Annotated in this window: 10 protein-coding genes and 1 CRISPR repeat array; of the genes, 6 read left to right on the top strand and 4 right to left on the bottom strand. The window is 54.8% G+C overall.

Translation table 11 applies throughout. The features are described 5' to 3' along the window. Window positions 1–95: 95 nt before the first annotated feature. The gene (locus G437_RS0108550; protein ID WP_024332147.1) at window positions 96–4,196 is read right to left on the bottom strand and encodes a Rib/alpha-like domain-containing protein; all 4,101 of its coding nucleotides are present in this window, start codon (window positions 4,194–4,196) and stop codon (window positions 96–98) included. A gap of 678 nt (window positions 4,197–4,874) precedes the next feature. On the opposite strand from G437_RS0108550, the gene G437_RS0108545 reads away from it, so the two are divergent. From G437_RS0108545 to G437_RS0108530, 4 genes are all read left to right on the top strand, one after another. Next, on the top strand, window positions 4,875–6,212 hold the full coding sequence (locus G437_RS0108545) for an aromatic amino acid transport family protein (protein ID WP_024332146.1): 1,338 nt from the start codon (window positions 4,875–4,877) through the stop codon (window positions 6,210–6,212). 298 nt (window positions 6,213–6,510) lie between these two features. Further along, window positions 6,511–6,894 (top strand): Rid family detoxifying hydrolase, encoded by a 384-nt coding sequence (locus G437_RS0108540; protein WP_024332145.1) that lies wholly within the window; start codon window positions 6,511–6,513, stop codon window positions 6,892–6,894. 26 nt (window positions 6,895–6,920) lie between these two features. Then, window positions 6,921–8,273: an aromatic amino acid transport family protein gene (locus G437_RS0108535; RefSeq protein ID WP_024332144.1), complete on the top strand. Its 1,353-nt coding sequence runs from the start codon at window positions 6,921–6,923 to the stop codon at window positions 8,271–8,273. Between the two features lie 78 nt (window positions 8,274–8,351). After that, the gene (locus tag G437_RS0108530) at window positions 8,352–9,494 is read left to right on the top strand and encodes a trans-sulfuration enzyme family protein (RefSeq protein WP_024332143.1); all 1,143 of its coding nucleotides are present in this window, start codon (window positions 8,352–8,354) and stop codon (window positions 9,492–9,494) included. A gap of 73 nt (window positions 9,495–9,567) precedes the next feature. Here the strand turns inward: G437_RS0108530 and G437_RS0108525 are convergent, their stop codons facing one another. Beyond that, window positions 9,568–10,251, bottom strand: a complete 684-nt coding sequence (locus G437_RS0108525) for a helix-turn-helix transcriptional regulator (protein WP_051141934.1) — start codon at window positions 10,249–10,251, stop codon at window positions 9,568–9,570. A gap of 299 nt (window positions 10,252–10,550) precedes the next feature. Between G437_RS0108525 and G437_RS0108520 the strand changes: the two genes are divergently transcribed. After that, window positions 10,551–10,772, top strand: coding sequence for a hypothetical protein (locus G437_RS0108520; protein WP_070622297.1), 222 nt, complete (start codon window positions 10,551–10,553; stop codon window positions 10,770–10,772). Window positions 10,773–10,959: 187 nt separating this feature from the next. Here G437_RS0108520 and G437_RS0108515 read toward each other — a convergent pair whose 3' ends face one another. Next, a complete protein-coding gene (locus G437_RS0108515; protein WP_024332140.1) occupies window positions 10,960–11,619 on the bottom strand; it encodes an SDR family oxidoreductase in 660 nt (219 codons plus the stop codon). Window positions 11,620–11,678: 59 nt separating this feature from the next. After that, window positions 11,679–12,086, bottom strand: a complete 408-nt coding sequence (locus G437_RS0108510) for a YccF domain-containing protein (RefSeq protein ID WP_024332139.1) — start codon at window positions 12,084–12,086, stop codon at window positions 11,679–11,681. 221 nt (window positions 12,087–12,307) lie between these two features. Between G437_RS0108510 and G437_RS0108505 the strand changes: the two genes are divergently transcribed. Next, the gene (locus tag G437_RS0108505) at window positions 12,308–14,359 is read left to right on the top strand and encodes a hypothetical protein (protein ID WP_024332138.1); all 2,052 of its coding nucleotides are present in this window, start codon (window positions 12,308–12,310) and stop codon (window positions 14,357–14,359) included. A 143-nt stretch (window positions 14,360–14,502) separates the two neighbouring features. Further along, a CRISPR array of direct repeats spans window positions 14,503–14,775; the repeat unit is 29 nt; unit sequence CTTTTCCCCGCGCGAGCGGGGGTAATTCC. Between the last annotated feature and the right edge of the window lie 5 nt (window positions 14,776–14,780).

Here is a 14,780-nt window from a genome sequence, read left to right as displayed (position 1 = left end):
CCACCGGGTGCGGGCGGGTGCAAGCAAGCCGGCTTAAAAGAACGAGGGCGAGAGGCGGAAACCCGCACTCTCGCCCAACAGAAGGCTAAAGCCTACTAATTATCGTTCTTCCGACGGCGGAAAATAACAGCTGCCGCACCTGCAGCCGCCAGCCCAAGAGCTGCCAATACCGAAGTAGCTGCAGTAGCACCAGTGTGCGACAAAACCGGCTGAGCCGCCTGAGTGCGCTTATGAGTCACAACAACTTTGCGCGCCGGAGCCGGCTTAGCCTGTTCGGCAGGCTTTGCCTGTTCATCCGGCTTTGCTGGGCCGTTGTCGTGATCGGAACCAGCACCCGGGGTTTCATCCTTACCACCCTGATCGTCAGCCGGGGTAGACGGGGACGGAGAAGCGGTTTCAGGCACGTCCTTCTTTTCAACACGCACCAAGAACGGAACTTCCTTTTCAGTCCCATCCGGGTAGGTGATCTTCACGGTGCCCGAAATCTGATCCCCATCCTTCGCATCGGCAGGAATCTTCACTGTTAGGGTGCCGTCCTTACCAACCGAAACATAGTCCGGGCCCTTGACCTTGGCGAAAGTAGCCTCGGCCGGGATCGGGGTGTCGCCCGGCTGCAACTTCAGCTCGACGCTCGCCCCCGGAGTACCGGTTGTGGTCTCGTAACCCGGCTGCTTAGCAGTATCAGACGGACCGTCCTCCTTAGGCTGGGCCGCCACGGTGATCTTGAAGGGGACCTCTACAGGAGTGCTGTGCCCTGGAATGGTCACCTTGACTTTGCCGGTCACCTCGCCCGGAGCCTTATCCTTCGGAGCGGTGTAGGTGATCTTGCCGGTTTCGTCGACGGTTAGTCCGTCTGGGGCATCTCCATCAATGATGAACTTGCTGCCCTCAGGGAACTTGTAACCCTCCGGGGTAGTGATCGGGGTTTCGATAGTTTTTCCAGTTTCAACCTTTCCGTCTGGGTAAGACAGCTCCGGAGCTGCCGGGATCACCGTGATCTTGAAGGGGACCGGGGTGGGCTTGTCGCGTCCAGGGACGTTTACTAGTACCTTGCCGGTTACCTCGCCCGGAGTCTTATCCTTCGGTGCGGTGTAGGTGATCTTGCCAGTATTCTGGTCGATGGTCAGACCGTCGGGAGTCTTTCCGTCGATGGTGAAGGTGGTTCCGGTTGGGAACTTGTAGCCGTCGGCGGGTTCCGGAGTTACTTCGGTGGACTCGCCTGCGGGAACAGTCTTATCCGGGTAAGAAGCCTTGGGCTCTGCCGGGGTGACCGTGATCTTGTAGGGGACCGGGGTGGGCTTGTCGCGTCCAGGGACGTTGACTAGCACGTTGCCGGTGACCTCCTTGTGCGGGCTGTCTTTGGGAGCCGTGTAAGAGATTTCCCCGGTCTTCGGGTCGATAGTTACGCCCTCGGGAGCGTCTTTGGGCAGCTCGAAGGTGGTGCCATCGAGAGGCTTATACCCGTCTACACCATTCGGGGTTACCTTGGCAGTTTCGCCTGCGTTGATGGGGGTGTCCTCATAGGCTAGCTTCGGCTCCGCCGGGATCACCGTGACCTTGAAAGGAACCGGGGTGGGCTTGTCACGTCCAGGGACGTTGACTAGCACGTTGCCGGTGACCTCCTTATGCGGGCTGTCCTTAGGAGCCGTGTAGGTGATCTTGCCAGTCGCCTGGTCGATCGTCAGACCGTCGGGAGTCTTTCCGTCGATGGTGAAGGTAGTTCCGGTTGGGAACTTGTAGCCGTCAGCCGGAGTAGGAGTGACCTCGGTTGTTTCCCCAGCAGGAACCTTCTTGTCCTCATAAGAAGCCTTCGGCTCCGCCGGGATCACCGTGATCTTGTAGGGAACCGGGGTGGGGGTGTCGTGCCCGGGCAGGGTCACTAGGATCTTGCCGGTTACCTCGCCCGGAGTCTTATCCTTCGGCGCGTTGTAAGTGATCTTGCCGTCCTGGCCAACGGTTAGCCCATCGGGGGCGTCGCCATCCACAACGAACTTGGTTCCCTCAGGGAACTTGTAACCGTCGGGGGTGGTCACTGGCACGTCGACACTCTTGCCGACCTCTACCTTAGAGTCGGGGTAAGACATCTGTGGGACAGCCGGAATCACCGTGATCTTGTAGGGAACCGCAGTAGGCTTGTCGTGGCCAGGCAGGGTCACCAGAACTTCACCCTTCACATCGCCAGCAGGCTGATCCTTAGGTGCGTTGTAGGTGATCTTGCCGTCGTCGCCAACGGTTAGCCCCTTAGGAGCATCCTTCACCTCAAACTTGCTGCCCTTCGGGAAGGTGTAACCATCCGGAGTGGTGATTGGGGTCTCGACGCTCTTGCCGGCCTCAACCTTCTTATCCGGGTAGGACATTTCGGGCACAGCCGGGATCACCGTGATCTTGTAAGGAACCGGAGTCGGAGTCTTCTGGCCCGGCAAGGTGACCAGGATCTTGCCAGTCACGTCCCCTGCGGGCTGGCCCTTGGGGGCGTTGTAGGTGATCTTGCCGTCGTCGCCAACGGTTAGCCCGTCGGGAGCTTTACCGTCCACAACGAACTTGGTTCCCTCAGGGAAGGCGAAACCATCCGGAGTGGTAATCGGGGTCTCGACGCTCTTGCCGGCCTCAACCTTCTTATCCGGGTAGCTGGCCTGGGCCAGCGGAGCCTTGAACTGCTTCGTACCAATCTTCTTGCCGTCGCGATTGAATTCAATAGTGACGTTGCCGGCCTTATCTACAGTCACCTTATCGGTGTCCTTCAGATTATTGGCCTTCTTCACCTCGTCAGTAATCTTCGCGATTTCCTCGGCAGTCAGATTAGCAGGATCCCCAACTAGGGTAGTGGGAATCTTCTCGGTGTAATAGATGACCGTAGCCTTCAGCTCCGGAGAAACAACCCCAAGATCAGTGGAGAGCGTACCCAAGAACTCCTGGGTGCCAGTCTGGTGCTTTAGTCCGTCAGCGGAAATATGCTTGGTGATCTTCGACTTCACGTCCGCTGCAACCTGAGCCTTAGTCAGACTGCCATCATTGCCATGCTTTAGCAGGTTGAGATTGTTGTAGTCGACACCAATCAGCTTTTCTACGTCAGCCTGAGTGAACTTCGCATCTTTATCTAGATTGCGAATCTCAAAATCACCCTTAGTAGGAACGACGCGCACCTTGAAACCATTAGAGAACGACTGCGTGTAGGCGTAGTCCTTGCTCATATTCTGGTGAATACCCAGGTAGCGAATGCCCCCAAGATTATTCGAAATAGTCGAGTCGTACTTGCCGGAAACTACCAGCTCGTTGCCCTCGCGCTTTAGATCCAAACCAGAAAGCTGCTTCTTAGCACCCAAATTGGGGTTGCCGCCCGCCGCGTTAGTAGCCCAAACCTTAGAACCATCCCAGTTGCCCGCCTTCAGCGGCACACGCACTGCGGGAACCTCGGTAGATAGCTTGTTTCCAGTAGCCGGATCCAAGAACACCAAAATGTCCTTAACCTTGCCCACCACGCTGACAAATTCTTCGGCGGGAACAGTCACAGAATACGGATCCTCGCCGGCCTTATTAGTTATGGTCAGGTTGCCCTTGTCGTCCATCTGCAACTGAGACTTTTCCAGCTGCAGGTTCGGGTTGGCCTTTAGGAAAGCATCAATCAGCTTAGCCTTGTCCTCGGGCGAAATGGTGTAGGAATCGGGGTTATCAAATACCAGCTTGCCGGTGTTGTGGCTCGAATGATTCTGCGGGAACTCGCCCTTTTCCAGGTGCGCAAACGGAGGCGTGTAGTAAAGGATCTTAGTGCTGCAGGTGACGGCTGGCGTGCCCGCAGCCTTAGGAGCAATAGAAACATTGATCGTCTGGAGGCGGTTTTTGCGCCCCGGCCCGTTCGAACCCTGGTTAGCGGCGGTAATATCCGCATCGTTGATAGTGATCGTGTAATCAGCAGGATTGAGCCCCTGCTCGGTGAGCTTCCTGGTGATCACATCTTGGACTTCCGCCTTCGTGAGCCCATCTATGAGGAAGAAATTCTTTACAACCGCCCCGCCGCAGTGAATAGCCTTAGCTGGCTCACTGGCGTGAGCAGAAGTAGCATCGGCAGAAGCGCCAGAAGTGGGGTCAGCGACCGCCACAGAACTCATGCTACCTAGAATCAGTACAGTGGAAATACCAGCGCCAATGGCGCCGGCGGCATGCTTCCGCAGAGCCTCATTGGCCTTATTTTTCTTCATGGCTTCCCTTCTTGCCGTAAATCGCTAAAAAATACAAGTGAGAATTGTCCATCATTTGAACTACGAAATGCCTGAATATGGGTTACTTCGCGCATATTTCGGTTGAAATCTGGTCAAATGACGCCAAGAGAATAGCATGCTAGTTAGGTATTTGGACACTCTTATTTATTGCATTTAGATAAGAGCTGTGGAAAATTTACCATCCGCCAGGCAAAGCGGCAATGTATATTCTTGCCGAACTTCCACCGGTTAAATAAATCCACACACCAGAAGTTTCATGCGCAACCAGATAATAACCAGGCGGAAAAAATTTGTTAAAAACGAGCTCAAACTGTTTATTTCCAACTGTATTTTCCGGCAGGGGCGATGCGGGCCCTGTGTGTCGGGCCGATTGTGAGCTGTTCGACGTGGCACTGTAGGCGTCCTTCAAGCCCTCAATCCCTGTGACCAGGCCGTTTATTTTCGCGTTTGACAGGGTCGCATTCTGCTAGGAAACTTTTATGCAACCAAGTCTTATACAACGGTAAATGTTGTGACGCGTAAAGGCGCGCTAAAGAAATGGAGAAAGGGAATATGAAAACTATCTTACCCACCAGCCAGCTCCGGTCCGCCCTCGAAAAAAGCAGGCGGTGTTGCGCCCGCAGGTGGGACCGGGGTACGCGAAACTAAGGGGCGGCGATGAGTACAACAAACACCGCAACGCCCACAAGTAAAAACTTCTCCTCCCGGGTAATCCGCCACGCTAAAAAAGCAGGCATGAGCCCCTCCGAATGGAAAGCCGCCACCAAATTCGACGGCACCGACTGGGGATGGATCGTCATGTCCATAGGCATGGCAATCGGAGCCGGCATCGTCTTCCTACCAGTAAAAGTCGGAATCATTGGGGTGTGGGTATTTCTTGTATCCGCAATAATCGCCTACCCGGCAATGTGGCTGTTCCAAAGGCTCTTCATCAACACCCTAGCCAAATCCAAAAAGTGCGAAGACTACCCCTCGGTCATAGCCGGCTACCTAGGCAAAAACTGGGGAATGCTACTGGGGCTGCTCTACTTCATAATGCTGGTGATCTGGGTATTCATATACTCGACCGCCATAACTAACGACTCGGCCTCGTACCTAAAAACCTTCGGCGTAACCCGAACAAACCTCTCTACAGCCCCGCTATACGGGCTAGCGATCGTGTGCGTACTGGTGGCTATCGCCTCGGCGGCAGAAAAAATTCTTTTCCGCATCTCCTCGGTAATGGTAATGGCTAAAATAGTCATCATTTTCCTGCTCGGGCTCGTAATGATTCCCCGCTGGGACATAGCCAATATTGGCGCCTTCCCGGACCTGGGCTACCTGGTCAAGCAAACAATCGTATTGTTGCCGTTTACGCTGACTTCAATCCTGTTTATACAGTCGCTTTCACCCATGGTGATCTCGTTCCGCAACCACAACAAAAACATCGAGGTGGCACGGTATAAATCCGTGCGCGCTATGAACGTAGCCTTCTTCACCCTGTTTGTGGTCGTATTTTTCTACGCCATGTCCTTCAACCTGGTGCTAGGGCACGACCAGGCAGTACAGGCGGCAAACGAAAACGTCTCCACCCTTGCGATCGCCGCGCGAAACCTAGACGGAGCCTGGGTGCAGATCCTGAGCGTCGTCCTGAACATCTTCGCCGTGATGACCGCCTTCTTCGGCGTCTTCCAAGGCTTCCGGGAAGCCTGCCAAGGCATAGCCACAAACGTGATCAAGCGGTTCATCCCCGAAGAGCGCATAAATCGCCGCTACCTCTCGTGGGGAATCCTAGTATTCGGGGTGCTAGTAGCCTGGGGTGCGATCGTGCTGAACGCGCCGGTACTCTCGTTCACCTCGATCTGCTCGCCCATCTTCGGGTTGATCGGCTGCCTGATTCCCACCTACTTGGTGCTGCGCGTAAAATCGCTGCGCGAACTGCGTGGGCCAGGCCTGATCCTGATCGTATTTGCCGGCATCCTACTGCTGGTATCGCCCTTCCTGGCGTTTAGCTAGCAAGAGTAGAGGGGGCGGTTTCAGTGTTGAAGCCGCCCCTAGCCTACCGGCGTGATGGGGTGGCCGCCCTCGTTAGCGTGTGAAAAACCTTTCTGTTGAGCGATTGGGTCTTTCAACCTAATGTTGAAAAACTGTTGAAAAGTGGCCGCTAGTTTCGGGGTGGCTCGCCGGGTAGGGGCATCAAACGGCAGCAAGAGGCCGAAAAAATAGTTTCAACAAATAGTTGACTTGCGCGGGGCGTTTGCGTCAATATTTTTGTAGCGCCGGCAGGGCGCGCATAAGTATTTTTGGAGGAAAAATGCCTGAGGTAAAAATGGTCCCTAAAGCAGTAGGACCCTATTCGGCAGCAAAAGCTGCAGGCAACGTGATTGCAGTTTCGGGGCAATTACCGCTGAACCCGGAAACTGGGCAGATTGAAGTAGCAGACGTTAAGGCTCAGGCGGCCCAATCGCTGCGTAACGTCGCGGCAGTACTAGCCGAATTTGGTAGCACGCTAAATGACGTTTTTAAAACCACGGTGTTATTGGCTGACATAGACGACTTTGCGGCAGTAAACGAAGTGTATGCGAACGCCTTCAAAGACGTAGAAAAATATCCCGCCCGCAGTGCCTTCCAAGTTGCAGCCCTGCCGATGGGCGCACGGGTAGAAATAGAGGCCCTGGCTTCGTGCCCAACCAAATGAATAGAACTACTAGATAGGAAACGGCAGTGACAACGACAGTATCCAGCAACGAAGCTGGAGCCGATTCAAGCGGGGCGTGTACCGGCAGCAGAGTTAGCAAACACGCAAAAAAGGCAGGCCTAACTGAAGAAGAATGGCAAAAAGCCGTAAAATTCGACAGCACGGACTGGGGGTGGGTGATCCTCTCCATCGGCATGGCTATTGGGGCAGGAATCGTGTTCCTACCAGTAAAAGTCGGAATCATTGGGGTGTGGGTATTTCTTGTATCCGCAATAATCGCCTACCCAGCAATGTGGCTGTTCCAAAGGCTGTTCATCAACACGCTGGCGCATTCGAAAAAATGTGAAGACTACCCGAGCGTGATCGCGGAATACCTGGGCAAGAACTGGGGCATCCTACTGGGACTGCTCTACTTCATAATGTTGGTGATCTGGGTGTTCGTGTACTCAACTGCGATCACCAACGATTCGGCCTCATACTTGAAGACATTCGGAATCACAAAGACTAACTGGTCTTCAAACCCGCTTTACGGATTGGCGATTGTGTGCGCGCTAGTGGTGATCGCCTCGCGAGCTGAAAAAGTTTTATTCCGCATTTCCTCGGTAATGGTGATTACCAAAATAACGATCATCTTCCTACTTGGGGTAGTGATGATTCCCCGTTGGAATATAGCCAACATAGGTACCTTCCCGGACATGGGGTACCTAATTAAGCAGACGATCGTATTGTTGCCGTTTACGCTGACCTCTATTCTGTTTATACAGTCTCTGTCGCCCATGGTGATCTCGTTCCGCAGCCACAACAAAAACATTGAAGTGGCACGGTATAAATCCGTGCGGGCGATGAACATAGCCTTCTTTATTTTGTTCACCGTGGTGTTTTTCTACGCCATGTCCTTCAACCTGGTGCTAGGGCACGACCAGGCAGTGCAGGCGGCAAACGAAAACATCTCGACCCTAGCAATCGCCGCGCGAAACCTAGACGGAGCCTGGGTGCAGATCCTGAGCGTCGTCCTCAACATCTTCGCCGTGATGACCGCCTTCTTCGGCGTCTTCCAAGGCTTCCGGGAAGCCTGCCAAGGCATAGCCACAAACGTGATCAAGCGGTTCATCCCCGAAGAGCGCATAAATCGCCGCTACCTCTCGTGGGGAATCCTAGTATTCGGGGTATTAGTGTCGTGGGGTGCGATCGTGCTGAACGCGCCGGTACTCTCGTTCACCTCGATCTGCTCGCCCATCTTTGGGATGATCGGCTGCCTAATCCCCGCCTACCTGGTTTTGCGAGTACCCACGCTAAAAGAACTGCGCGGGCCAGGATTAATCCTAATAGTATTCGCAGGCATCCTACTGCTAGTATCCCCGTTCTTAGCTTTTAGCTAGCCAAAAAACCAAACGTTCTACTACATCGTTGTGAGTCAAAACAAAGCACGCCAGTTGTGCTTTCTAAAAGAGGTAAAAATGCAAACAAACACAAAACTGATCCACGGCTACCAGGTCTTCGACCAGTACACCGGATCGTCTTCCATCCCGATCTACCAGTGTTCGACCTTCAAACAAGAATCGCTTGAAGCAGCCCCCGAATACACCTATTCGCGTTTCGGCAATCCCACCCGCCACGCCCTCGAAGTAGGGGTAGCCAAAGTGGAAGGAGGCGAACACGCCTTCGCCTTTGCCTCTGGAATGGCCGCAATATCGGCTGCGCTACTCACCTTCAACAAGGGCGACCACGTAGTAATGTGCAAATCCATCTACGGGGGTACCTTCCAACTGGCCACCGAAGTGATGGCACGATTCGGCATCGAAGCATCCTTCGTAGACGAAACTGACCTTACGGCGTGGGAAGGGGCAATCAAAGAAAACACGAAAGGCATCTACCTAGAAACGCCCTCCAACCCGCTGCTAAACGTAACCGACATTAGAGGCGTAGTAGAAATAGCCAAGCGCCACGGCCTGGTAACCATCGCCGACAACACCTTTATGACCCCGCTATTCCAGCGTCCTCTAGACCTAGGCGTAGACGTTGTAATCGAATCGGCAACCAAGTTCTTCAACGGCCACTCCGACGTAATCGCAGGCATGGTAATAACCAGCGACGACGCCCTGGCAGAAAAAATATTCCTGCTGCAGAAAGCACTTGGAGGCACGCTAGGAGTTGAAGACTGCTGGCTGGTTATGCGCGGAATGAAGACGATGGGGCTGCGAATGGCCCAGTCAGGTAAATCCGCCCTCGAAATTGCAAAGATGCTAGAAGGCCACCCGGCGGTAAAAGCACTGCACTACCCGGGGTTGGAATCGCACCCTGCGCATGAACTACACATGTCGCAAGCCTCCAGCGGCGGCGCCGTACTATCCTTCGAGGTGGCCGACAGGCAGACCGTGAACAAGCTGGCGCAAGTGCTGAAACTGCCAATCTTGGCTGTCAGCCTAGGCGGAGTCGAATCAATTCTTTCCTACCCGGCGGCAATGTCGCACGCCTGCATGAGCCCTGAAGAACGCGCCAAACAGGGGGTAACCGACGGGCTGCTGCGCCTATCGGTAGGAATTGAAGAAACCTCTGACATTATTGCCGACCTGAAACAGGGGCTCGACCAAATCCTGTAACCGGCAAAGGTAATGCTTCTAGGACTGGGCGTTGTGTGTGAAAGCCGCGTGGCGATCGTGCGCAACGCCCAACCTATTTCCTGTTGCCAAGCTCCTTTAGGTAGTTATAGATAGTAAAACGCGTAACCTCCAACGCGCTGGCAACCTTTTCAACCGACTCTTTCAAAACGAAAAAACCGCGATCTTGAAGATCTGCCACCACCGCTATTTTTTGGCTCTTAGTCATATTTGCGACAGGGGAGCCAGCCCTAGCAATAGCACTTTTCAGTAAATCTGCCGCGAGCTCGTCAACATCTTTGCTAAAAACTTCTGCATCCGGCGGCGGAGTTTGCGCATTGTCCACGACCGCGGGAGGAATTAGCGAGCTCAAAGCCTCCTGCAGATTCTTCCAAACTGAAACATCTTTAATTACGCACAATGCGTCAACTGGAACGTTGTTCGAGGCGCGAAAAACAATTGTCGAACAGGAAACGTCGCTGCCGTCGGCAGCCTTAGTGTTGTAGTTGTATTTGGTATCCAGATTCCCGGAAGAGGCATCCTGCATAAGAGTGTTCGTAGCAACCCCGCCGATACTGCGTTCGGTAATATTACCCGCGATCGCAACAATAGAATTTGGCAGTTTTGAAAGGTCGTGGAGTACAACCTCGCTAGGGGCAGGTAAAACAGCCTGAAGAGGTTCTACCAGAGGGATCAAAGTGCGGATAATGATTTTCCGTTCAGCTGAGAGATCGGAGTTGAGGTTCTTTTCGAAACCCATCGCGCCTGCCTAGTTGCGGATCTGTAACAGAGTTCAGATAAATTATAAGGTACCTAACCGAAACAGAGCAGCGCCCTTGGGGAGTGGGCCGTGCAGAGGAATCTGCCTAGGGCGGTGAAAGTTAAATCTGAAGTAAGCGTAGGCGGAAGGTCCTTACCCGGTGCTCTAGCGGTGGCAAAGAGTGGAAAATGTCCAGGCGAGGGCGTAAAATAGAGGTGCGTCACATGGTCGGTGATGCCAGCCAACGTGCTGTAAGTGAAGTTTCCGCAAGGACGGGAATCTGGAAAAGAGGATTGAAAATGAGCCGCAATAGCGACTCCGACAAGCCGCGCATCAAACAGAATAACCTACTACTAATCAGTGCGATTATGATCCCTGTACTGTGCATGATCAGCTCAGGGCCTGTGTTCATCAGCAGGTGGGCGCCCGCAATGATCACCTGGTTCGTAGCCATGATCCTGGCACTCGTAACCATCTATGCGGCAATCCGCTCAACAATGCCCCGCACACCCAGATCATAAGCACTGGCCAACTGGCCCATTGGCACCACTTTTTGTGGTGCCAATTTTTTTTTATTCCCGCCTCGCAGGGGCGTGCCCTCGCGAGCCCGCAAAAGGGGCCCCGCCCTCGCAGAGAAAAGGGGCCCCGCCCTCGTAAGCATACGAAACGGGGCCGGGAAACAAGCCCGGCCCCGCCCAAAGTAAAGCCCTAGCTGAGGTTTGCCAAATAATCGGCGATCGGGGTATCCCCATCAGCCAAAAGCACAGTCTTGCCCACAGTATTCGGCTCGTCCATGGCGGTAACGGCAACCTGCGCAACGTTAGCGCGCGAAATGCGGCGGTTACCGTCAGCACCGGGCTCGGCGCCAACGCGGCCAGTGCCCTCGTCCAAAGTGAGGGGGCCAGGAGCCAAAATAGTCCAATCCAACCCACTTTCGCGCAAATGCTCGTCAGCCTGCTTCTTAGCCTGCCAGTAGTAGTGGAAATCGTTGGACTTATCGGGCTCGCCCTGGGCGTTAGCACCGTCGTAAGAGACCATCACGAAACGCTTAACGCCAGCAGCCTTCGCGGCCTCCATAGTGCGGATAGCGGCATCGCGATCCACGCCAATAGTGCGCTGCGGATCCCCACCGCCAGCGCCAGCAGACCACAAAACAGCGTCCACGCCCTCGAGCTCCTTGGCGATCTTCTTCTGATCCATCTGCTCAATGGAATTCAGCTCACCCTTCACGCCGGCAACACTAACCTCGTCGACGTGAGCAGGGTTGCGAACCCAGGCGCGAACAGCGTAGCCGCCCTCGGCAAAAAGAGGGCCAGCAATACGCGCAACTTTCCCATGGCCACCAATGATTACAACCGTTTTACTCATGCCTTCACGCTAACAAGACCCCCGGGGCCCCGGAAGGGTAATTGCTGTGCGTGAACAAGCTAAGCCAGTGGGGTTTGAACCGTGACCTCGGCAGACTCGTTAGGCACGATCTGCTTGCCAAACGGGAAACACGAAATGGGAATCAGCTTGATATTCGCAATCGCCACCGGAATCCCAACAATCGTAAGCATTTGCACGAACGCGGTGCCGATATGCCCGATGGCGAGCCAAAGGCCAGCAACCAAAAACCACACAGCATTCATAAGCGCGGAGCCGGCACCCGCCCCCGGCTTAGGCACAACCTTGCGCCCAAACGGCCACAAAATATACCAAGCCATGCGGAAACAAGCTACGCCAACCGGGATAGTCACAATGAAGATGCACCCGGCGATACCAGCAGCGATGTAAAGAAAAAACAGTTCCAAGCCAGCCATAAAGAGCCACAAAATATTGAAAATCACGCGCAACATGGGCCCAATTCTACCGGCAGAGCCCGGGCAGGTTCACCCCACCTTCACCTAGAGGTCAAAGAAGCGTTGCTTTGCCTAGCTAGGCTGACGCGGAAGAAACACGGCCCGGCGGCCTGCAGAACACGGCCCGGCGGCTAGCAGAACACGGTACGGCGGGCCTGGAAGAGGGGCCCACCGGGCCTAAACACCACGGCCCGCCGGGCCTAAAGGGAGGAAAAATGGGAGCGAAAAAATTAGGGGCGCTGGCAACCATCGCAGCGGCCACCATGGTTGCGATGCCGCTCGCGCAAGCGGGGGAGGCGGACGTGCCCGTGGCACCGAAAGCCACGGGAGCGGCCGTGAAAGCGCCCTCGGACATGGGCAAATACAATACCCAGGCGAACGGCACCCTAGAAAGGCCGGCAACAATCTGGGCAGAAAACTTCGACGAGCTGCACCTACCCGACTGGTTCTCACACACCGGGCCCAAAGGGTGGAAAGTGAAAACCTCGAAAGCCTCCTCGGGCGAAAAGCGTTGGCGAGGCTGGACCTTCACAGACGTGCGACAGTGGACCTGGGCGGCAGGCACAGATGAACGCCACTGGTTCACCCGCGGCAGCGGCAACTTTGCGGTAATGGAATCAGAACACCAGCGCCTAGCCAAAGACGAAAGCTTCTCAACAGCGCTGGTTAGCCCCCAGATTCCGGTAGGCGGACAAAACCAGCTGGTGCTGGGATTCGACTCCCACTATCGGCAGGGCAAAAAGGGCCAAAACGCCACCGTAACTATTAGCTTTGACGGCGGGGAAGGCCGAACCCTGCTGACACTGGATAAAAACGACTACTCTAACCACCACGAGCTGGAGGTAAAAGTGCCGGGCGGAGCCAAAACGGCGCAAATATCCTTCAACTACAACAACTCATATAACGATAAGTGGTGGGCAATTGACAATGTTGCCCTACACAAGCCGTATAAATACGAAGATAAAAAGCCGACCGGAATTATCGATATTATTTCCGACACGCATGCTAATCCCGACGCCCCAACAAATGGGAAAAAGTGGGGGCGGGCAATGGACCGCATTTCCGCATTCAAAGACAAGAGTACGGCGCTAGTGGTAAACGGCGATTTCGTGGACACCATGCGCGATAAGAACTACTTCGAAGCCGAAAAGGTATTGAAAGCCCACCCCTACACGGGAGCCGACATACTGTGGGGTAGCGGCAACCACGAACAGTACGGGCAAGAACTATCCAGCGAAAAAGCGCAGAAAAACTTTTTGACCTGGGCTGACCGCGACAAGCCGTACGCGGAAAAAGTAGTTGGGGGAGTGGTGCTCATCGCCCTCGGAACGGAATACTACGACGACCACGCCTCCCAGGGGAAAGAACCGTTTTGGAACGCGTCGCAGGCCCAACTCGATTGGTTGAAAGGGCGGCTGGACCACTGGGAAAACGAAGGGCGGCCGGTGCTCATATTTTCCCACTACACGTTAGCTAACACGGTTTCGGGTACGCATTCGGCCTGGTACCAGAACGATTACAACGACGTTGAAGAGCTCAACGACATTTTGAGTGGACGCAAAAATGTTGCCTTCTTTACCTCCCACACCCACGACATTGTTACGCTAAACGACTGGTGGGGGCGCTACACCCTGCCTGAAAATGTTGGAGACGGAATACCCGTCTTCAACACGGGCGCCGTCAAAGAAGGCATAGTTCCAGATGGCGACAATGACGAAGAAACGCTGAAAGACGACCGTTCGTCCTCACTACGAGCCCGCGTGTTCGACGACCACCTGACCGTCGAAGCCTGGGACCTAGTTTCCGGGAAAAAGGTACAGGAAGTAACTCTGCCAATCGGAGCGGGAGCGACAGCCGGGGGAGCTGACGAGGGCTCCAACGGCGGCAAGGACGGTGAGGATGCCGACGGCAGCAAGGACGGTGCCACAGGTACCGACGAGGGTGGCAACGCTTCTGACGAGGGCGGCCACGCTTCTGACGAGGGCGGCCACACTAGCGATCCTGGCGCGCAACCCGGCACCCAACCTGGTTCGCAGCCTGGGGCAAAGCCTGGTTCGCAACCCGGTGCTCGGCCCAGCGGCGAAGGCAAAAATGCTGGGGGCAAAAACGCCGGCAAGTCTGATGCGGGACGGCAAGCGGGTGAGCCAAAAACAGTCGGCTCGTTCTTAGCCACAACTGGAGCGACAGCTTTAGTACCCACCCTGCTAGGAGCCATGGCAATGATTAGCCTGGGCGCAGTTGCAAAACTAAGCCGCAAAAAGAACTGACCGAGGCTAGCGTCAGAGGCTGAGCTGGAGAACTTAGATGGTGCGTTACTAGGTATAGATACGCGCCTTGCATGCGCCAGACTGTAAGATAGCTACCAGCATGGAAGAATGATATAGACGCCCAAAAGCGCAGGTCATTTAGTCTTTTCCCCGCGCGAGCGGGGGTAATTCCTATTGAGGCCGGGGGGATTTTACCTGCGTCCCCTTTTCCCCGCGCGAGCGGGGGTAATTCCCAAGCGTACCAAGGGCAAATCAATTTCTTAACCTTTTCCCCGCGCGAGCGGGGGTAATTCTAATGGCATTAGATAGTAATATGTCCCTATTATCTTTTCCCCGCGCGAGCGGGGGTAATTCCAGTGCGAGGCGTAAGCCAGCGCAAGCGTTGGGCTTTTCCCCGCGCGAGCGGGGGTAATTCCGGTTA

Source organism: Winkia neuii subsp. neuii DSM 8576, from assembly GCF_000420405.1.
In the GTDB taxonomy this organism is placed as follows: Bacteria; Actinomycetota; Actinomycetes; order Actinomycetales; family Actinomycetaceae; genus Winkia; species Winkia neuii.
This window is presented reverse-complemented; position numbering and strand designations above follow the sequence as displayed.